Source organism: Shewanella sp. 8A (assembly GCF_023475945.1).
GTDB lineage: Bacteria > Pseudomonadota > Gammaproteobacteria > Enterobacterales > Shewanellaceae > Shewanella > Shewanella xiamenensis.
Genome location: NZ_JAMDJP010000007.1, coordinates 47,474 through 68,506, shown reverse-complemented (window position 1 = coordinate 68,506; position 21,033 = coordinate 47,474). Strand labels below are relative to the sequence as shown.

General features: G+C 39.7%; 13 protein-coding genes. 3 read left to right on the top strand and 10 right to left on the bottom strand.

The genetic code is table 11. The annotated features are described in order from the left end of the window. Positions 1–129 precede the first annotated feature (129 nt). The 4 genes from M0413_RS07200 to M0413_RS07185 all read right to left on the bottom strand — a co-directional run bounded on the left by M0413_RS07200 (position 130) and on the right by M0413_RS07185 (position 6,142). Complete coding sequence (locus tag M0413_RS07200) at positions 130–2,160, bottom strand: cation:proton antiporter (protein ID WP_249553628.1); 2,031 nt, start codon at positions 2,158–2,160, stop codon at positions 130–132. 296 nt (positions 2,161–2,456) lie between these two features. Continuing rightward, positions 2,457–3,569 carry an HDOD domain-containing protein gene (locus tag M0413_RS07195; protein ID WP_037419113.1) on the bottom strand — a complete coding sequence of 371 codons (1,113 nt, stop codon included), beginning with the start codon at positions 3,567–3,569 and terminating at the stop codon, positions 2,457–2,459. 9 nt (positions 3,570–3,578) lie between these two features. After that, complete coding sequence (locus tag M0413_RS07190) at positions 3,579–5,555, bottom strand: EAL domain-containing protein (protein ID WP_249553626.1); 1,977 nt, start codon at positions 5,553–5,555, stop codon at positions 3,579–3,581. 8 nt (positions 5,556–5,563) lie between these two features. Beyond that, positions 5,564–6,142, bottom strand: coding sequence for a response regulator (locus tag M0413_RS07185; RefSeq protein ID WP_037419118.1), 579 nt, complete (start codon positions 6,140–6,142; stop codon positions 5,564–5,566). A 92-nt stretch (positions 6,143–6,234) separates the two neighbouring features. On the opposite strand from M0413_RS07185, the gene nosR reads away from it, so the two are divergent. The 3 genes from nosR to M0413_RS07170 all read left to right on the top strand — a co-directional run bounded on the left by nosR (position 6,235) and on the right by M0413_RS07170 (position 12,268). Further along, the gene (gene nosR, locus M0413_RS07180) at positions 6,235–7,545 is read left to right on the top strand and encodes a response regulator c-di-GMP phosphodiesterase, NosR family (protein ID WP_051714146.1); all 1,311 of its coding nucleotides are present in this window, start codon (positions 6,235–6,237) and stop codon (positions 7,543–7,545) included. 297 nt (positions 7,546–7,842) lie between these two features. Next, on the top strand, positions 7,843–9,210 hold the full coding sequence (locus tag M0413_RS07175; protein WP_249553625.1) for a sensor histidine kinase: 1,368 nt from the start codon (positions 7,843–7,845) through the stop codon (positions 9,208–9,210). Beyond that, positions 9,194–12,268 (top strand): hybrid sensor histidine kinase/response regulator, encoded by a 3,075-nt coding sequence (locus M0413_RS07170; protein WP_249553624.1) that lies wholly within the window; start codon positions 9,194–9,196, stop codon positions 12,266–12,268. Before M0413_RS07175 ends, M0413_RS07170 begins: the two co-directional genes overlap by 17 nt. Positions 12,269–12,304: 36 nt before the next feature. Here the strand turns inward: M0413_RS07170 and M0413_RS07165 are convergent, their stop codons facing one another. From M0413_RS07165 to M0413_RS07140, 6 genes are all read right to left on the bottom strand, one after another. Further along, positions 12,305–13,603 carry a sensor histidine kinase gene (locus M0413_RS07165; RefSeq protein WP_249553623.1) on the bottom strand — a complete coding sequence of 433 codons (1,299 nt, stop codon included), beginning with the start codon at positions 13,601–13,603 and terminating at the stop codon, positions 12,305–12,307. Between the two features lie 2 nt (positions 13,604–13,605). Then, positions 13,606–14,178, bottom strand: a complete 573-nt coding sequence (locus M0413_RS07160; RefSeq protein WP_037419126.1) for a chemotaxis protein CheC — start codon at positions 14,176–14,178, stop codon at positions 13,606–13,608. After that, positions 14,175–14,540, bottom strand: a complete 366-nt coding sequence (locus tag M0413_RS07155; RefSeq protein WP_037419128.1) for a response regulator — start codon at positions 14,538–14,540, stop codon at positions 14,175–14,177. Before M0413_RS07155 ends, M0413_RS07160 begins: the two co-directional genes overlap by 4 nt. A 633-nt stretch (positions 14,541–15,173) precedes the next feature. Further along, positions 15,174–16,616, bottom strand: coding sequence for a dynamin family protein (locus tag M0413_RS07150; protein ID WP_249553622.1), 1,443 nt, complete (start codon positions 16,614–16,616; stop codon positions 15,174–15,176). Beyond that, positions 16,613–18,856: a dynamin family protein gene (locus tag M0413_RS07145; protein WP_249553621.1), complete on the bottom strand. Its 2,244-nt coding sequence runs from the start codon at positions 18,854–18,856 to the stop codon at positions 16,613–16,615. Before M0413_RS07145 ends, M0413_RS07150 begins: the two co-directional genes overlap by 4 nt. Before the next feature lie 12 nt (positions 18,857–18,868). Continuing rightward, complete coding sequence (locus M0413_RS07140) at positions 18,869–20,566, bottom strand: dynamin family protein (RefSeq protein ID WP_249553619.1); 1,698 nt, start codon at positions 20,564–20,566, stop codon at positions 18,869–18,871. Positions 20,567–21,033 lie beyond the last annotated feature (467 nt).

Below are 21,033 nucleotides of genomic sequence, written 5' to 3'. Positions count from 1 at the left end.
CACTAACTAAGCCCATCAAAATAAACAAAAGGCACTACAATCTAGTGCCTTTTTTATTTTCGTCTCACTTAACTGGCTTATCTCTTCGTAAATACCAAGCTCATCCTTAGCTAACCTTGGCCTTGCCTATTATCCCTTCGCTAGAGTTTCATCAGATGTATTAATGTTATCTTGTGCTTCAACCTCAGGTTGCGTTTGTTCCGCCGCCTTGATTTGCGCTTGCAGCTCAAGTCGTTGACGTTCAGCTTCTGCTTTCTGATCAGCCTTGGCTTTTTCCTCAACTTTTGCTTTGTCTTGGGCAGCTTCTTCCACCGCTTTGGCCTGGGCCTCTTTGGCTTCTTGCTCAGCAATCGCCTGCTGAGTTTTCGCTTCTTCAAGGGCTTCAACGGGCAATAAACTAATCAACTCAATGCCGTTGGGGAATTGGTTGTTATTGCCTGACACAATCACAACTTTACCTTCTTTGGTTAGATACACTAACGGCAATGCCGTTTCACCATAACGTTTGCGGAAATGCTCAAAGGTGAAGTTTTCAGTTAAGTTAGTGACTTTAAGTTGCGCCCCTTTCGACATTTGACTAGCGATTTTGGCATAGGAAACCGTATCACCAAACAAACATAGCCGCTGTTTGTAAGTCTCAGATAATTGATGGCGCGCGCTGCCCTGCTCGGCATTATTAAGGCCAAAAACCTTTTTAGCGCCTAATACATCTTGAAAATAGAACGTCACTAGCGGGTTTAACTGCTTGTAGGGCGACATGATCAGCACGCGACCAATTCCTGTTAGATCCATATAGGTTTCAGCATGTTCCGAGGCAGGGTTACCAAAATAGACCGGAATATTATCCATCCGCGCAAGACGAATATTATCCCAGTTGCTGTCGGCCAGCAGCACTTTGACATCTTTGCTTTTTAAGATTTTTGCCAGCTCGCGGGAAAACTTGGAGGCACCAAAAATTAATAATCCTTGCGCCGAACCCGACGTGACCCCAAGGTATTTCGCCCAGCGGCCCGCGGTTAGGCTTTGGATCACCACGGTGCCGATAATGATTAAAAACACTAAAGGTACAATGGCTTCGGCGCCCTGCACATTGTTTGCCTCTAACTTAATGGCGAATAATGAAGACACAGCCGCCGCCACAATCCCCCGCGGAGCAATCCAACATAGGAACCACTTATCGGCCTTTGATAATGACGTGCCTATGCCAGATACCCAAATACTAACTGGCCGTGCGATCAGCATGGTCACAGCGAGTACACCAATGCCGCCCCAGCCTAAATCCAACATGGCATTCGAGTCGAGTCTCGCTGCTAACAGAATAAATAATGCGGAGATCAGCAGAACTGTCAGTGTTTCTTTAAATTCAAGGATTTCAGCAATATCCACGCCGCGCATATTCGCCAGCCAAATGCCCATCACAGTCACGGTGAGCAATCCCGATTCTTCCTGCAACAAATTTGAGCCGACGAAAATCCCCAGCATTAGGGTTAATACTGCGGTATTACGTAAATAGTGTGGCAACAAATTGTGGCGGATCACTTGGCCAATTAAGTAACCTGATGCAGCGCCTAAGCCTAAGCCAAGTGTGAGCATAGAACCTAGTGCATAGAGTACATGGCTAGTTTGATTGCCAGATACCGTTATATATTCAAACACTAATACCGCTAGCAGCGCGCCAATTGGGTCAATCACAATCCCTTCCCAGCGTAAAATACTCGCGAGCTGCGACTTTGGCCTAACGCTGCGCAGCATTGGTACTATCACAGTTGGCCCCGTGACCACCACCAACGCACCAAATAGCAGTGCAACTTCCCAGCTAAAATCCAGCAGATAAAAAGTGACGGTACTGATACAGCCCCAGGTGATCACCATGCCGATACTCACTAAGTGAGTCACCATGCGGCCATGATCTTTAATCTCTTTAAAATTGAGGGTTAATGCGCCCTCAAACAGGATCACGGCAACGCCTAGGGAAATAATCGGAAACAGTAAATCCCCAAATATTGCATCGGGATTTAATACTCCAAATGCTGGACCTAGTAGTAAACCACAGAGTAGTAGCGGTAAAATTGCTGGTAATCTCAACTTCCAACCAAGCCATTGACAAAAAAGCGAAAGCACGCCGATGAGTGCTAGCATCCCAGTGATTTTTTCAACCATAAAACATCCTTTCGTTAGGTGAGGCATGCGATTGTGGATTTAACCTAACACGCTTTTTCATTCAGGAAAATAAACGGTTAATGATAACAATAGCAGTAAAAAGCACGCTCTAGTGATGCAAATAAGTTAGATGATATTCAACTTTATTCGCATACCAAGGGAGTTCGAAGGGTTACATTGCTATATAGGAAACACGAAAGCGACAGAGAATAAAGTTGCAGTCTATTCAGCAAGTTGGGATAAGTTAGTGATCGAATAAATATGTAAGATCTAAATGCCCACAAATGTATCTTGAGTTAGAGATTAGCTAATTTTAGTTTTATTTGCTCATCGGGTAGCTTATTCAATATTTCATCGGGGATTCTGCCGTGATATTTAGTGGCGTAGTGTGCCAAGCATAATAATAAGGCTAGATTATGTTCAACATTACTCACCTCAGGCTCTGCGCTGGATAAAATGTTGTCACATAAGGATTCGCTATACCCCCAAAGCGTTAAAAGATAGGCTGATATAGAGACGATGAGTTTTCTCACTGGCCACTCCGTAAATTGAGTCGCAAACGAATCTTGCCAAATACGAGATGCCAAAATCAACTCACCTATTGACGACATTAAAGCGGCAATAAATAGCTCTTCTTGTAGACTCTTTTGTAAATTAAGTGCTTTAGCGATTTTTTGAGCGTTAAGCGCTAACTGATACGCATGTTCGTTAATTCTACTCTGTGCAGACTTATCAATAATCGACGTCGCCGATTGCTCAATGGCGATAGAACTAATAATCGCGCTAGTTAAATCCACCCCTAAGCGTTTGATAGCCTCTTCAATTGACAGTGTTGTGCGGCTAAAACCCAAAAACGCGGAGTTTGCGAGTTGTAATAATTTGGCGGTAATAATTGGTTCGTGGGCAATAAGATCAACAATATCGGCGGCTTCGGATTGCTGATTTAGAAGCACTTTGCGGACCTGTTGCACTATGTCTGGCAGAGGTAGTAATAAAGCACTTGCGCCCAACATTGCTCTAACGTCTTGGGAGAATGGCAATTTATGAACCCGTTCCACTGAGGTCAGAAGTTGTACAATATCCTGTTCATTAAAGGGTTTACTCAATACAAAATGAGCCGTTTTGCCCGCTTTGCATACTACTTCCTCTGTCGTGTCACCTGTAAGTAACGCCCTAATTGCCTGGGGATAATGTTTTGAAACCTCAACGAGTACCCTATCGCCATTAACATCAGGCATTAAATAATCGCAGATAATAAGATCGACATTAACATCATTAGCTATAGATTTTGCCCAGTTTAGGCCATCCTCTTCAGTCCAAAACTGCCAGTCAGGTCTCAGTCTTTTCGCTAGTCGCAAGAGAGCTCTAAGCATAAAACTGTCATCATCAACAAAGAGTACATTAAACATAACTCTCTCCTAAGCCATTGTGGCTGAAAGACTTTCAAAAGAAGCCAATAGCGCTAAATACTCCTCTTCAGATTGCGGTTTAGAAATGCAGTATCCTTGCACTACATCACAACCTAAGGATTTGACAATATTGAGTTGGTCCAATGTTTCAATACCCTCGACAACCACTTTCATGTTCAGATCATGTGCTAACCTGACCACATTAGCCACTAAACTTTCAGTATTCAAATTACTTTCAATATCGAGCACAAGTGAACGGTCAATTTTTAGTACATTAATAGGCAGTTTACTCAAGTAACTCAAAGATGAATAACCGGTACCAAAATCATCTATCGCAATACTGATACCGAGTTCAGCAATCGCCTTAAGGGTGATCGCGCAATCTTCAAGGTTATTAAGCAAAAAAGTTTCGGTTAATTCAAATTCTAAATCTGTCGGTGAAACGCCTGTCAGCTGAATATGATGCTTTATCCAGTGAATAAAATCAGGCTCAGTTAACTGTCGACCAGATATATTAATTGCCATTTTTCCAAATTGAATGCCTTCACTCCGCCATCTGGCCGCAGTAATAAAGGCCGTTTTGAGTACCCAATAGCCAATATCCACCATTTGGCCATGTTGCTCAGCTAAAGGAATAAATAACGCAGGTGAAACCATCCCAAATTCGGGGTGCTGCCACCGAATGAGGGCTTCACAGCCGGACAAATTATATTTGGCAAAATCAAGTTTTGGCTGAAAATGCAGAAAAAGTTGACGCTGTTGCACCGCATGAAATAACGCCTGATTTAATGAGATCTGGTGTTTTTTTCGTTCAATAGCTTGCTGATCATAACGCATGAACATCCGGACTGAGTCTTCTGCCATCATCAGATTACCCAGTAATAAATTATTCAGAACGGCTCGAGGCTCATCACCATCGTCGGGTATAAGACAGTAACTAACAGCATAATCCAACTTAGATGAGGTCAAATTAGCTTTACCAGTCACGGGGTCAATAATTAAAGCGGCCTTCTGTAAAGCGTCCATCTCGGAGGTAATATCAGGTAAACAAAGCACAAATTGTTCATTCGCTAGTAGTGCAAGCTCCCCTGCCGTACCAGTGGAATTAAGTAGCTGTAATGCAATATGCTCGATAGTCCGCTGCGCTTCTGAATAACCAATCATGCGGCTCCAGAGTTCAAAACTTTTGATCTTGATAACAACGAGAACCATAGCTCTGCGAGAATTGAGATATTGTGTCATCATCGAGATAAGCTGCTGATAATTAAGCAGCGAAGGAAGTTCAAATGCCGTGTTTAGCAACTCTCCATCAGTCACGGGATTTAAACACAAAACGACTCCAGAAGGGCCAGCTAAACGACAACTCACTTCTAATTCTGTGTGATTCAATAACCTAATAGATACACTCTGACCGATTGCAAATGTCTGTTCCTGCAAGGTTAACCTATCTGTTTCAACCAAAAACTCATCAAGCAAACGTCCCTCGACCAAGGTTGAACCCAAGAGCTTTGTCGCCGCAATATTAGCATGCACAATTTGATTAGATGGGGATATCTCGAGTAAGGCATCGGAACTAGCCAACAACATTTTTTGGGATTGGCGTTGAAAAATCTGTTTGTTGTGATGCGTAAATGCATTCGCTATTTCTTCAAGTAACTCGTTATCTTCCCAAGGTTTTTGCAGAAAACGATACGCACTACCCGCATTAAGTAATGATTTCACCGACTCAAAATCTGAATAACCACTAATGACAAGCCCGACGACTTCAGGATATAAGCGTTTGATTTTAGAAAGTAACAGCCCTCCATCCATATAGGGCATTCTAAAATCGGTCAAAACAACTTTACAATCATAAGTGAGTAATAGGTTTAACGCTTCTTCTCCACTTTGAGCAGTCTTTACCGAATAGCCAGAACGAGTTAATAAGCGTTTTAGGGCCTTTAAAATGCCAACATCGTCATCGACTAGTAGTAAAGAGTTATCCATTGTGGCCTCTAGCTTAAGAGCATATTTACTCTGTCCAATAGATCATGATTATCAAAAGGTTTTGCTATCGCATCATCCGCACCTAATCTAATCGACTCTGCTAACTCTTTAGGTGAAAGCCCTGATAATACTAAAATTTTAATATTTGCTAACTCCGGTCGCTCTCGAATAAATTGGATAACTTCAAAACCATTCAACCCAGGTAAGGACAGGTCAAGAAGAATTAAATCTGGCTTTTCAGCAATAATTTTCACCCCAGCCTGAAAACCATCCTGTGCTGATAAAATTGCAAAGGGTGTTGAATGGAGTGCCCGCCTGAGTGCATTTCGCATCGATAATTCATCATCAATGATAAGAATAGACTTTTTATCAGCCATTAACTCATTATTATTTGAGGCTAAAAAGGCTTCTGGCATTGGCATGTTTTGTTGATGTAGAAAACTAATGAAGTCATCAACCAAGACTCGATAATTACCCCGTCCAGGTAATTTGTGACCTTTTAATTGACCTTTAGCGATCCAGCGACTCACTGTGCGTTGATGAACATCGCAATATTGAGCAATATCGCTTGGCTTGAGCGTTTTCATGCTCTCGTACCCATGATTATTCTTGCTTAGTTAACACTTATAGCATAATTTTAATCTATAAGACAAATAGGACAAATGCGATAGGTGACTTAATGCCAACCCCATCTGAAAGCACTCTGCCATTGATTTTGTGTGTAGACGATGAAGCCAGTATTCTAAAATCGCTACAGCGGCTTTTTATCGGTAAGGAGCTGCAGCTTTTATTGGCTGATAGCGGGAGCCAAGCTTTAGAGTTAATGAAGCAGCATAGAATCAATGTCATTATCACCGATATGCGTATGCCGAATATGACGGGGGCAGAATTTTTAGCTAAAGCGGCGGTATTACAACCAGACGCTTACCGCATTTTAATGACCGGTTATGCTGATCTTGCCTCGACGGTCTCTGCAATCAATCTTGGAAAAATCCACAGATATGTTCAAAAACCTTGGGATAATCAAGAACTATTAACTGTGGTTGACGAAGGATTAGCAATGTACCACTTAATTCGTCAAAACAAACAACTTACTGCCAAGGTAGCCGCACAAAACAAACAGTTAAAAGAACTCAATAACACCCTTGAGGAAACCGTTCAAAAACGTACAGAACAACTTAAGCAAACACTATTAAAATTCAAAAACTTAGCAAGTGAACGACAAAAAGATGAAGCTGCTACCTTAGAGGTACTCTACAATATCATCGTGAGTTATCCACCACTCAGTGGCGAACTGGCCCGTAAAATCAGCGCCACCTGCGAATATCTTGCAAATGCATTGCAATTGCCCGCAGAACAGGTAGTTACGATAACAAAAGCGGGCTTATTTTCAGAAATCGGTAAAATCGCGCTCCCCACCAAAATAGCTGAAACGGCATATACCGACCTCTATGATCGTGAACGTCGTTTATTTAATGAACATCCATTACATGCTGAAGAGATCTTACTGCCGGCGATACATTTAAGCGAAATGTCACTCATCATCGTCAATCAATTAGAACGCTTTAATGGCGGAGGTGAACCCGCTCAAAAAGCAGGCGTAGACATCCCTCTTGGGTCACGAATATTGGCTGTAGCGAGAGATTTTTGGCTGCATGTTGAAGGCCGATACGATGGTAATAAAAAAAGCATGGCTGACGGCTTTGACGCAATAAAACTACGCCAGGGCAGTTATTATGACCCAGTGATAGTCAACGCTTTGTCAATTTTAGTCACTTCCGAAGAAGTAGACATAGCAAACAAAGCTAGAAGAGGACTACAAGTGAGTGCACTCAAAGCCGGTATGAAATTAAAGCAAAACTTATACAATCTTAAGCACATACTGCTGTTGCCTGAAGGACATATACTAACCTCTGCTTCACTTGATAAATTATCAAAGTATCAGCTAAAACATAAGGAACAATTGTTAGTTGAAATAGAAACAAACTAAAGCTTAAAACATTATAGATCAATGGGATGACTTAAATATATGACTCCCTGAATACATGTAAAATGCCCACGCTGTGATGTTAAAAGTCCGACAGGAGCGAAAATATTCAACAGTTATCATCCCTATGACCATTGAGGTGATTATTGGCAAGCTAAACGAAGCTATACTCAGTGTTGATACAAAGCTAACTTTCATCCCTTCCATTAGCATTTGTAACGTTGACATACGTGCTCTCTTTCAACTGTGTCAAAACGACTAATACTCTTATAAAGTTAGCTGTGCAATTTGGACTATTGAATGAATAAAAATGACCAACAGCAATTGCTGATACAATTAAGAGCAGAAAATCAGGAATTATTAGAGTTTAAAATACTCAATAATTTAATTTCAAAATCGATGCAAGCTTTGACGGAAAACATAGACCAAGCTATGCCCTTTAGCGTCTTATTTTCACTAGTCAAACAGGAGTTAAAACCTGATCTTCAATTAATCGTAACTTGCAACCCAGAAAGTACTGAACTGAGTATTTTAGCATGCACACATGAGGAAATAATTGGAAAACACATTACATTCGAAAATACTAAAACTGTAAAATTTGAATTTAGAGAAACAACAGTGATCAATTTAGACTCTACCTCTAATTGGTCAAGCACACTAAAACGCCTATTGCCCCAAGCGACATCAGCATTAATTCAGCCTGTAAAATTTAACAACAGTGATTATGCAATCATCTTACTAAAAAAAGAGCCCTATAGCTTTAACTCTGGAGCGAAAACTATCATATCAAACTACTGTAGTTTTATCGCAAACACACTCACATTGAGAGACTATCGCCATATTGCAGCTGAACGCGAAAGTTTATTTGCACAACAAAAAAGAATTGAAAACAGTTTAGCGAAACAAGGAAAATTAGCGGCAATTGGTCAACTTGCAGCCGGCGTTGCCCACGAATTGAATAACCCACTAGGATTTATTTATAGCAACTTTAACATGCTTGATGTGTACTTAAAAGATATCAACTCATTCATAAGCGAAGTAAACAATACATATCCAGAAATTAATAAGTCCGTTAAAAAGTACAAGCTTGATTTTATATTAAAAGACAGTATTGAATTAATTAATAAAAGTCAAGAAGGTGCTAGACGTGCGAGAGATATTATTAAAAACCTACGTAACTTCTCACATCCAGATGAACAAACCATATCAACTATAAACATAGTAAAGCTTGTTGAAGATACGGTAAAGATAGCTAAAGTCAATCTAAAAAAACACATAAAAATAAATTTAACTCATCATTTAGAAAGTGCATTAGTCAAAGGAAACACAACACGACTAAGTCAAGTAATATTAAATATTATAAACAAATCCTATTATTCAATAAAACATCAAAAAGGATTAATTGAAATAGATATCACGAAGATAAATCATTGGGTAAACATTGAAATAAAGGATAATGGGAACGGTATACATGAGACTGATATACCACATATCTTTGAACCTTTTTTTACAACAAAAGAAATTGGTGAAGGTACTGGGTTAGGGCTATCAATATCAAGAGCTATAGTAGAGCAACACAATGGATTTATTACTCTTGACTACACAGGGCCTTCGGGCACAAAATTTGTTATAGGTCTACCGGAGTCTAGCCATGCTAGCAATAATTAGAAGACATAATAAATCCATTAAGAAACATCGAATATTATTCTTATTATATTGTATTATCATTGGATTGGTTGCTAATTTATCAGTTGTAACCGTTCCAATTGTAGTACCTCTCAATGTAGGCAATGTGGCAGCTTTATTGATTCTTGCACGTTTAGGTCCCTTGTGGGCGTTAGTATGTTTTGTTTTTGTTGCATCTCCACTCCCCTCTTTTATTGCTATAATACTAAGCCTTATACAAGTCGTATTATTTAATATTTATATTAAAAAAAATAGCTCAAACACAACGCAAATTTCTGTGATTTATTTTTTAGCAGCTATTCTCGTTATAAAAATGTTTTCACTGGAAGCTATAAAGGATAATTTATCCTTTTTGATTATATATTGCTCTTTATCAACGGCATTATTTATTTGGAGTATAAAAGCTGCACGTTTACTCCTTGCATTATATGTTAATAATGAGCAATTAAGAAAACAGTCATTGCAACATCAACTATCTTTTAGAGTCGGATTATACACAGCAATCCCTGCAACATTACTGATTACACTTGGTCTCAATGGACTAACGAGTTTAGAACTTGTGAAACAAATGGTTCATTATCAAAATGAAGTTAACTCTCTTAAGGACAATATTGAGTTAAAACTAAAAGATTACATCGTAAAGATTGAAACTATTGTTAATACAACAGAAAAACAAGTTACCAAAAACACTTTAAAACTTCTTGTGGAACAATCTCCAGAATTTATATCTTCACTTGTAACAGATAATAATGGTATTGTTAGAGATTTCTACAAAGTTGATGCTAACAAAAACAATCTCGGCAACTTAAACGTTGCAGATCGTCCCTATTTTTATTTGGTAAAACAAACAAAAACATCTTTTATAAGTGATACCTTCAAAGGAAGAACACTCGGAGATGATCAATTATTTGCTGTAAGCACACCTATAATAAGAGAAAATAAATTTGATGGTGTTCTACAATTAGCAATAAAACTTAATTCATTACTGACATTATTTGATAAACATAATGATAGTATTTCACATCGTATACTCATAGATAAATCGGGAAGAAAAGTATGGGGAAACAATGTAAGTGGTGATATCGGCAGTGTCTGGACTCGACCTAAAGATAGCGAGCCGATGAAAGAAAAATTTTTAAGAAAAAGTATATTCAACCCACTTAATCCTATTACATTTAGCAAAGATGCGCATCACTTTATCATCAATGAAAAAATAGGTTTAACTGGTTGGAAGTTATATTTTTTCATTGACACGAACGATCTCTTCATAAAACTTTCAATTTATTTTTTTCTTGCTCTAGCCTTAATCACTATAATATTAGAAACATCTGTTAGACTATCAAAAAGATTTGTAAAAAACTACACACAGGCATTGGAGCAATTGGTAGATTACACTCAGCAATGGGATGGCAAAACCTTAAATAGCAAAGTATTGAATCTTACTCAATCGGCGCTTGAAATTGACACTTTAGCGCATAGCTTTATAAATATGCAACGACGAGTAACTGGTGCTCACAACGCAACAATATCATCAATGAATGAGGTAAGACTTCTTAATGAAGAGTTAGAAGAAAGAGTTGAAAAACGAACAAGAGAATTAGAAGAAGAGCGCGATAAAGCAAATCATCTAGCGGCAATTAAAACTAGATTCCTTGCTAATATGAGCCATGAAATTCGTACTCCAATAACGATAATTAAAGGTTTCACTGAACAAATTTTACCCATTACCCATGGTGAAGTACATACTGCTCTTTGCAAAATTGAACAAAATATATCTCACCTTCAAAGTATCATTAATGACATTTTAGACGCGGCTAAAATTGATGAAGGAAAAATGACTATAGCTGAGCAATCGTTTGCTATTGAACCGCTTTTAAACAGCTTAAGTGATGCATTAACTGTTTTAGCACATTCGAAAAATTTAACCACTCAGTTAGACATTAATCTATCAAATATTAAATATATAAAAACAGACCCTTATAGACTTAAGCAGATATTACTCAATTTTATTAGTAACGCAGTAAAGTTCACGCAAAAAGGTACTATAAAATTAGTTGCGAACATAACAGATAAAAATGAGTTATATATTGCAATTATCGACAACGGCATTGGTATTTCATCTGAACAAGCATCAAGTTTATTTCATGCATTTACTCAAGCAGACTCCAGTACCAGTAGAGATTATGGCGGAACAGGTCTAGGATTATTTATCAGCAAACAATTAGCTAATGCTATGTCTTTACAACTTAATATGCATAGTACAGTTGGGATTGGGTCTTGTTTCTCTATCACATTACCCGCAGAAAAATTAATTAATAATGTTGCCATAACGCATGATGAAATCAACATTATTCAAAATGAAATCATAGACTGGAAAAAGAAAAGCATCTTATTTGTTGATGATGTAGAGGATATTAGAGACTTAGTAGCCATTTACCTAAAAGATACAGGAATAAGTATAGATTTTGGTGTCAATGGTGAAGAAGCAATACAATTAGCATCTCTAAAACATTACGATCTGATCATATTAGACCAACAAATGCCAGTTATCGATGGACTTACCGCTGCAAATACAATACGTGCGATGAATAAAAATATTCCTTTATTATTATTAAGTGCTGATATTTTTTATGATGACAGTGAAAAAAATAGCCCTTTCAACAAAAAAATCACAAAACCTTTTAGCAAACAACAGATCATTGATACCTTGCAATATTTTCTGGGAGAAAACCAATCAACATATAATAAGCAAAAAAAAGAAGATGACATATTAGATAATGATTTAACAATTGAATATCTAAAAACCTTACCTAATACATTGTCTTTATTAAAGCAACTTATCAATGATGGAGAAGTAAAAAAGTTAGGACATGAATTACATAAGCTAAAAGGAACAAGTGCGTGTTTAGGGCTTAGCAATATATCGTCATGTGCGGCTCATCTCAATGTGCAACTAAAAAATCGAATGATAACCCTAGATGAAATCAACGAATTGTCAACCGCTATAACGGATGCACTTTTAGCTGAAAATGAAAAATAATAGGATATAATATCAATGATAACACATGAGTCAGACCTAACACTCAAAAACATCAGCAGGAGTTAAGATTGGTAATATCACAGTGAAAGAAGTGCCCACACCTAAAGTAGAAGTGACTTTAATCTCACCTTTATGCTTTTGAACTATACTGTAGGATAATGATAAACCAAGCCCTGTGCCTGTTCCGACAGGTTTGGTGGTGTAAAAAGGTTCAAATATTTTACGTATATCTTGTGCTGCAATACCAGAACCAGTATCACGAATAACAATCACAAATTCTGATTCTGTCGCACTTACATCGATAGATATTTCACCTCTTTCCTCTATAGCTTGCGCAGCATTAACTAACAAATTAAGGAATACTTGATTAAGCTGCATTGGCTGACAATATAGCTCTGGCAAATTATCCTGGAAATTACGAAGAACAACAGCTTTATATTTAATTTGGTTAGCAGCAATTTTTAATGTATTTTCAACACCCTCTATTACATTAGCATATTGCCATTCACTACTATCTACATGAGAAAAAGACTTGAGGCTTTTCACTATTACGGCAACGCGATCTAATCCCTCAATCGATTCATTGATTAAATCAGGTAAATCTGAGCATATAAATTCAAACTGATGTCGCTTCAACATATCTTGTTCAAGTGCAAAATAAGGAGGAGACCCAATCTTATGTACTAGTTTTTGATAAAAGCTAAGTAATTTCAATAACTTATCATTATAATCTTGTAAGCTTTGTAAATTTGAATTCACAAAACCAATTGGATTATTAATTTCATGAGCAACACCTGCAGCTAACTGCCCAATTGCGGCCATTTTTTCAGATTGTAATAATTGATTCTGAGCAGCCTCTAGTTTTTTATTGAGAAGACTCAGTGCTGTATGCTCTTGTTCCAATTGTTCAGAAAGGCATTTTTGTGCTTGGTAATAACTTGCAAGCTCAGTTACATCTTGCACAATTAAACAAACTGTTTTCACTTGATTATTTTCTATATCGAGCGGGAAAAACTCAATATTTTGGTACATAGCAGTTTCTTCACCTGTAATAGGCCGACTGCTACTAAAGTCAAATACATGTGGACGATGTTCCCAATATGAGAAACTGGCATTATTAAGCACAAAAACGCTATTAATTTTTTTTTGAAGAAATTTTGCGGCATCAGGGAATAACGTGAGTAAGTTATTTTCGTGTGTAACTGACTTATTATCGGTTGACAATCTATCGGTAAAAAATTCATTCCAGTAAATAATTTGATAAAACTCATCAACCACACAAATTCCAAGTGGTAAGCGTGAAGTAAGCTTCTGCAATAGCTGTGACTGACTCATAATTACTCCAACAGCTGCTGTAGTTTCGCTAATAAAGTTTGAACTGATGCCTCTTCCAAACAGATCACAACTTTTGAGTCAAACTGACTCACTTCCACTTTAAACTCAACCTCCATCATTAAAGTACTTGCCCATCTATAGTGGTAATGCTGACTAGCCGCATTGTACATTGTCGGCATACTTAACTTTGCGTTTAATGAAAGTTGCTCAGCAAATCCGGTTAAACATGCACCAGCTAAAATATTAGCAAGTTCTAATAACAATTCATTTAACCGGTCTTGAGTAAGTGGCAGTTCATACTCCATTAATGTACCAATCGCATCGCAGCCCTGCTTAGATAGCGTTGAAATAACTTCACCTTTAATACTGCCTAAAAATGATTGGCGTGTGTACCACATTGCCTCGTCCGATAGCATAGAGACAAATTGTTCAGGAGTAACATCACTGATTTTAGGAATTGATAGTGTAATTTTCGCTTCGATTAAACGAGCAAGTGAATTAGCTGCTTGCCCCATAGAAATATTCATCAATTCCTGGAGCGCGTCTCGCTGTTCTTCAGATAGCAACATGTTCATATTAGCCCCACATCGAAAAGTGCTTCTCTTAACTGTGCGGGTTGTAACGGTTTTTGTAAGAAACGAAAAGCACCTAGGGAATCAACTAACAATTTAGCTTCTGGCTGTATATCTGCACTTATCACAATCACAACCGTCTTTGATTGTTGTTCATGAAGACATTTAAGTACTCCAAATCCATCAAGTTCAGGCATGGTCAGGTCAAGAAATAGTACCTCAGCCTTACCTGAATTAGCTGCTTCTAGGGCCTCTTTTCCATTGCACGCTTCAGTGATCTCAACATCCCAGTCCTCCGGTAAAGCTCGTCTTACCGCTTTTCTGGACATTAAAGAATCATCAGCAATTGTGACAGGTATTGGCATAGCATCACCTCATGAGTGTCTCATCTGTCTTATATTAGTCGTTATTCACTATGCGTCAACATTGAGCCAGAAAAATAAAAAGCGACATCTACAACTTCACATAAAAACCTTCTCAAAAACAATAATTACAATAACATACTTAATTTATAAATAATAAATTCTTGCATTGAACAATGCCCAACTCACTACATTATTAGTTCACTATCTAATAATGTTCTTACTGCTACCTGAATCTCTACTATTGTAAAAACTAGAAAAATAGACTTTGTATTAACCATGATTTGCAATTGTTTATTTTACAAAATTAAAATGGACTTAGTAATTTTGCTTTTAGCTTTTCAACTATTGATGGCTGTACTCTTTTTATATCTTTACACCCACACTCTGGGCATTCTTTTCGTAAATCGTTAGGTAACAAAACATCACTTTTAGGTGCCCTAACTGAACTCCACTGACATTTAGGACAAACAAGTTTGTATGGTTTAGGAGGAAATGGCATATAAGATTTACTCACTGTTTAATTTTTCATTTTTATAAGTAATTAAAAAATAAAACATTGTTAGGTTGTTTGTGTAAGTGGCGATTTAGCATATAGGCCACTTACACATATTGTTATTCAAACAAGTCTTAACATTAACCTAGACTAATGCTTTTTTGCGCAGCAAGTTTAAGTTTTTGTCGAAGATCTTCACATTCAGTCAGCAATTGTTCGAGTTCTGAAGAATCAAGCATCTGTCCAGATATAGGGAATGCCTCATCAACACGATCGTATAGCGTTGTTCCACCTATCTCCAGCGCATCAAGCTTGAAGTCATTGAACTTACGTGCATGCTCTTCCTGTTGCTTAAGGTCAGCCTGAAGTGCTCGCTCATATTTATCAAATACATCATCGATCTTGTTGCCGATTTGGCCGACGATATCAACTTTGTGGTTAATAGAACGCAGAAACTCTGTTAGCTTTTGTCCACTAACTGCATACTCTTTTTTGCGTGTAGATGAATAAGCACATATTCCAGCGAAGCCGATACCTGCAAAATACAAATCATCAGCAACCTGTTGCATGATTAATTCAATATCATCTTCAGATTTTACATCAGCCTTGTTCAGTACAATGTACAACAAACTGTCACTAAACGGTGTGGCTTGAATAAATTCAATATCGGACTGTGTGATAGTTCCCGCAGGGTCTAGGCCTATCACCCAAATCAATGCAGATGCCTGCTTGATCAGTGATGCGGCAGTGGCACGATCCGCTGCAGCCGAGCCACCGAATGTTCCGGGGTTATAACCAGGGGTGTCGATTATGCATAAGTTGTCAAAAAGCTCGACTTCCATAGGTACATTAACGCTGATAAATGGCAGTATACGCCTGAGATCGAAACCAAAAGCTTTAACGTATTCGTGAGACATAGCGCTATAGATACTTGGTTTTAAATGAATAGAACCACCATTGTATGAATAGCCTTTAATTCTGGTTTCATCAGCGCAAACGACATAACTGGGAACTACAGTCACCGGGTTTATCCCCGTAGCCAATTGAACGTCTTGCCCTTTAATGAAACTGTTTACAAACGCCGACTTACCGCTACTAAAGCCACCAGCAATACTCACAATCGTCTTCCCAGCGATGCTGGGAAAGTTATTCACCATGCGTATTTCTGCCAGAATTGCTTGCATTGCTAGTATAGCTTGCGCTTCATCGGCAAGTGACGACTCGCGATTGGCAAAGTCCATAAAATCGTTGTCAATCAAAGTTGTCAATGCCGCCAGTGCATCATTACGCGGTGGCTGCTGCGCCAATACTGCACTGATCAGCTCAAATTTTTCTGTCAGCGATAAATGCTGTTGATTAATGTCTTGGTAGTTGTTCTGCAGATGCTGATGAGAAAGCTTTAGTTCAATACACTGCTCAGTCAGTTGCTGGTTGGTGTCGTACAGACCATCAAACTTGCTTTGGGCATCATTTAGATGTGCCCTCAGTTCTGCCGCCAGTTTTTTGCGCTGAAATAACCAAAACCGTGAAAGCGCTTCAAGCGCTGGCAACGCCTGTTCAAAGATTCTAGGAGCTTGGGTCACAGTACTACCTCCTCACACTTGCGCAACAAACGTTTCAGTCGGTCGATTGTTTGTGCAGCATGGTTAATCTGGTCCTTGAGCGCGTTAATTTTGCGCTGGACTTCATTAACAAATGAGTCAGAAATCCTAGTGGGAGCATTGAGTTTGACATTGTCGATAAAGGTGCTGATTTTGTTTTCCACCTTGCCGCCCAGCGAGCCCACGAAGTCGTCGGCAACATCTTTGAACTTCACGGCCTCGGAGTCCTTGAGTATCCCACGATTTTTCAGTTCCTCGGGCAGTTCGATGCCTAGGTTGAAGTTATCGTCCGGAATGGCTTGAATGACCGAAAGAATTGCCTGCTTAATCATTTGCCCATTGGTGTCTTTTTCCAAGATTTCGCGGATCTTGGGCGTCAGGTTTTCGCTGAGCTTCTTGTTCAGCATGTAGCGGGAGCCTTCAACCTTGGCGCCCAGCTCATACTGAATGTCATTGATGAAGTCGATAAGCGTTGACTCGACATGGCTGGTAATGAGCTTGCAGACTTTCACCTCTGTGGTGCCACCGCCCCACAGTATCCTAGCAAACCAGCTGCCAAGACCGTCGTTATCGATAGTGCGGGTTTCGGAGTAAGCGCTTTCGGCATTTTCCATCATATCTTTGGACTCTCGACGCAGATTGCTGGCAACTTTACGCATTTCGTCACGCAGCTTCTTGTGGCATTCGAACATAGTTTCGTTGAAGCAGGGATCCAACTCTAATGCCAGTTCAGATTGCTTGTATTTAAGCTCGTTGAGCTGCGCATTAAGCTGTTCAACATCGGCGTTTTTGATAAGCGCTATTTGGTTGCTAGCCAAGCTGATAAGCTGATGTTGAAATGCTTGTAAACTCTTGCGCGTACTGATGCTCAAGTTAGCGAGTTTGTCTTGGATAATTGCGGCTTTCTTTTCACGTACCTGAGCGAGCACGTCTTTTATTGCAGCAATGTTAGCTAGACTGTCTAGGCTGTTAAGTGACAGCGTCGAATTTTCGCGGTTAAAGTAGTCAGCATAATTGCCAGTTAGGTTTTCCCAGGTTGTTTTCTCATTGGAATCCCAACTTTCAGGGGTATCAAAGCGACGGTTCAAGCTGTGACACAAACCAGAACTATGCAATAAATTACTGCGCGCAGAGTTGATCAGATTGTCAAATACGCTGCCGACTTCGGGGTTACTCTGTTTGAGGGCTGCCAGCGTACTTTGAGCTCGCACCGAAAGTTGGTCGCGGATGTTATTTAAGGCATCACTCAGGCGTGCGCGTTTTTCGCTGCCATACAGTTGTGTATCCACTTGGCTTGCTATCAGTACTAGCTCCTGAATCCCTTGTTTTTGCGTAATCCGTCCCATCACTTCCAGGTCTTGTTCATTGAGGAACTGCCCAGCAGGACTAACAATAAACACCACATCGCAGGTTTTTAGTAATTCAACGGTTCGCTCTTCGCGGGACTGCACTGGGTCATTCATCCCCGGCGTGTCAATGATACAAATGTCGCGCAGTGCTTCGAGCGGCATAAAGACATGCACGCTTTTGGTAAATGGCATGAACTCGCCCTTAGCACCAACGTATTCATGCAAGCGCTCAGCTAGTTCTTTGGGGTTATTGGCCTGAATATCGCTTTGGAAGTTCTGGGGAGAACGTGCGGAACCCGAGCTTTGCATGCGTTGATACTGATCGTAAGCTGCAAACAGTGCTTCTTCGCGCTGCAGTTCGCTCTGTGCTCTTCGACTAGCCATATTGATAAGCTCTTTATTATCGCTGATTGGTGAGCCGTGGGGTTGTTGCTTTGAGCGACGTTTTATAAGCTCTTCCAAACATTCCTGAGTGCGTTTGTCTAAACGAGTTTTATATTGTTCAGCCTTATTTTTGATAATGCTGATATCCTTTTCACTGAAGAACTCGACCTTCGCCTGGAATGCTTCACCCCAGGTAATTGTTGTAAGCGCAGCGGTCATAGGCGTTGCAGCCTTTGGCAAAATAGGCTCGCCGTCAAAGATCAACGCATTTAGCAAAGACGATTTTCCTGCTTTCACGCGTCCGACGATGCCGATATTCATCAGCCTATTTTGCTCTTGCACTGCTTGAAAGGTCTGTTCAAGTTGTTGCGGGCTGTCGATGGCATTCATCCGCTTAAACTGCGCCAGTTCGGTGCCAAACAGGTCTTGATGACTGTCAGCTAACTTGTGAAGCGTTTCGCTGAAGGCGACTAATTTTCTACGTTCCATGAGTAACAAACCTTATTTATACAGATATTCGTTGGCAATGCTTTTTGCGGCGTTAGCAAGATGTTCAAGTTCGGTGGTTTTTTCGCTGAGCTGTGCTTCTTGTAGCTGATTACGCTGATTGAAAGTATCAATGATGTGTTTTTGTTTGTTGATCTGCTCTTCAAAACCTTCGCTGATTTTTTTCAGCAGGGCATTGAGTTGCTCATCGATAACTGCTGGCATTTTTCCTCGCAGTTCAGCTTTGATACCAGGGAATACATCCCCTGCCAGCTTCTGCCGGAATTTCTCGCGCTCATTACCGCGATTGAACATCTTGAGGATTTCAGGCAAAAAGATGATGACAAGTTCCAGTATTGGGTTAACCACTGTGGTAGTGACTGCCAGTACAGTCGAGAGGGTGCGGTACAACACTTTACCATCGCCATTTTTTGATTCGGAACTGTCGTTTAGTCGTTTCGACCAGTCACTCAACATTTCTGTGGTGCGTTCAAGCGAGAACTTCACTTTAGCAGTGAGTTCCTCGCTCCAGTTATTATTAATATCAAGTTCAGACATGTGATTACTGGTCGTAATCAAATCACTGGCTATACGGTCTACCATGCTATCAGAAACCTCCTGGAGTTCTGACTTGATAGTGCAGGCTAAGCTGTTGCGAATAATGTCGGAGAGAGTGCCAGACAGTGCATGTTGGTTTTTACTAAGAGATGCCAACTCCTCTAGAGAGTCATTGAGCGCTTTATCTACGTTTCGCAGGCACTTGTCGAGTATTTTGCCCGAGTATCGCTCCTTGAGGTCGGACTCAACATCCTTGCGTTGCTCTACTATTTTAGTCAGTGCATGCTCGAGTGAACGAGCCGTTTCTTCGCTTGCGGCTTTGTCCTTCTTGAGCATGCTCAGCGCTAAATTGATCTGAGCTTGTAGATCGAAGTTTTGATCTTTGAGGGCATCAATAAACAAATTTGAAAACATTACTTCAGGTTGCAAGGACATCAGCGCCTGAGCCAACTCATCTCCACCACGATTACCAACTGCAACTGCGGTATGGTGCTGACCAAAGTAAACTGAGAGTTGGTCATTGATGTAAGCTAGCACTTCATCAACCTGATCAGCCGCGCGAAGGTTACATTTGCTCAGCAAGAAAGTGAAGTCGGTATTGTAGGTTTTCAATTCATCAAGTTTACGCAGCATCGACAGAGTGATGTTGCCATCCTCAATACTTGTTAAAACAACAAAATGCACGGCACGCGGCAGATAGTAAGAAATCGCCTTATTGTGATTCTCTAGTGAAGATCCAAACCCAGGCATGTCAACCAGCACAAGCGGGGCGATGGCTCTTAACGCTTCACTGTTTAGATAAAGGCGTAGATGGGTAAATTCATTTGATCGACGGTTAATCGAGCTTAATGCTTCGACCTCAAAGCGCTCCTGCGAGCCATCAGCTCTGATAGCCAGAAGGTATGGCTCAGATGAATAACGCAATTCAGTAGCCAGTTCAGTTTCAGGAGCAATCCCCACAGGTAATACTTCATTATCTATCAGTGCATTTAGAAGTGAGCTCTTACCTGCACTGAAAGCGCCGATCACGGGGACAACAAGCTCCGTTTCCATCACTTTAGGAAGTAAAGTTTGATCGAAAGTAAATTCCTGGTCGTTTAACAACTCCTGCATTTTTTTCAAATAAGTCGCGAATTTTTTTTGACTGACGAGCATGATGATAACCTTCAAGTATTAATAGTTTGTGTGTAATTTGTGTGTTTCGATCAAGTAATCAAAGGTCGGCTTAAACTGGCTACCTGTGCGTCAAAGACACCAGCACTTCAACGTAGCAAATCTGGATTGCCGCATTTTGCTTATTTATTGGACAATTTATTGTAGGGATTGGTGCTGTTGTTTTATTCCAGCCACATTGGTTAGATTTAAAGGTCAGGGGCAAAGTAAGCAAAGGCATGTAAATATCCATATAAACTGCAAGATACAATTATAAATAAATTGTACACACATTTGCTACAGCTTTGTTTCGCAAAGTGCTTTTTTGCAGAAAATTTAATCTTTGCCTCACCTGAACTTTGGTTATAAAAATTTGAACTGATGCACTCTTCCTCGTTGAATCTTTCAACCAAGAAAAACCCAATCACTCCAGAGAGCCTGTATAAATTAGAGGGAGTATTTTGCATCTA

Bases quoted from the DNA above. Each gene is read 5' to 3' on its own strand.
- M0413_RS07200 (WP_249553628.1), bottom strand. From the start codon at position 2,160: ATGGTTGAAAAAATCACTGGGATGCTAGCACTCATCGGCGTGCTTTCG.
- M0413_RS07195 (WP_037419113.1), bottom strand. From the start codon at position 3,569: ATGTTTAATGTACTCTTTGTTGATGATGACAGTTTTATGCTTAGAGCT.
- M0413_RS07190 (WP_249553626.1), bottom strand. From the start codon at position 5,555: ATGGATAACTCTTTACTACTAGTCGATGACGATGTTGGCATTTTAAAG.
- M0413_RS07185 (WP_037419118.1), bottom strand. From the start codon at position 6,142: ATGAAAACGCTCAAGCCAAGCGATATTGCTCAATATTGCGATGTTCAT.
- nosR (WP_051714146.1), top strand. From the start codon at position 6,235: ATGCCAACCCCATCTGAAAGCACTCTGCCATTGATTTTGTGTGTAGAC.
- M0413_RS07175 (WP_249553625.1), top strand. From the start codon at position 7,843: ATGAATAAAAATGACCAACAGCAATTGCTGATACAATTAAGAGCAGAA.
- M0413_RS07170 (WP_249553624.1), top strand. From the start codon at position 9,194: ATGCTAGCAATAATTAGAAGACATAATAAATCCATTAAGAAACATCGA.
- M0413_RS07165 (WP_249553623.1), bottom strand. From the start codon at position 13,603: ATGAGTCAGTCACAGCTATTGCAGAAGCTTACTTCACGCTTACCACTT.
- M0413_RS07160 (WP_037419126.1), bottom strand. From the start codon at position 14,178: ATGAACATGTTGCTATCTGAAGAACAGCGAGACGCGCTCCAGGAATTG.
- M0413_RS07155 (WP_037419128.1), bottom strand. From the start codon at position 14,540: ATGCCAATACCTGTCACAATTGCTGATGATTCTTTAATGTCCAGAAAA.
- M0413_RS07145 (WP_249553621.1), bottom strand. From the start codon at position 18,856: ATGGAACGTAGAAAATTAGTCGCCTTCAGCGAAACGCTTCACAAGTTA.
- M0413_RS07140 (WP_249553619.1), bottom strand. From the start codon at position 20,566: ATGCTCGTCAGTCAAAAAAAATTCGCGACTTATTTGAAAAAAATGCAG.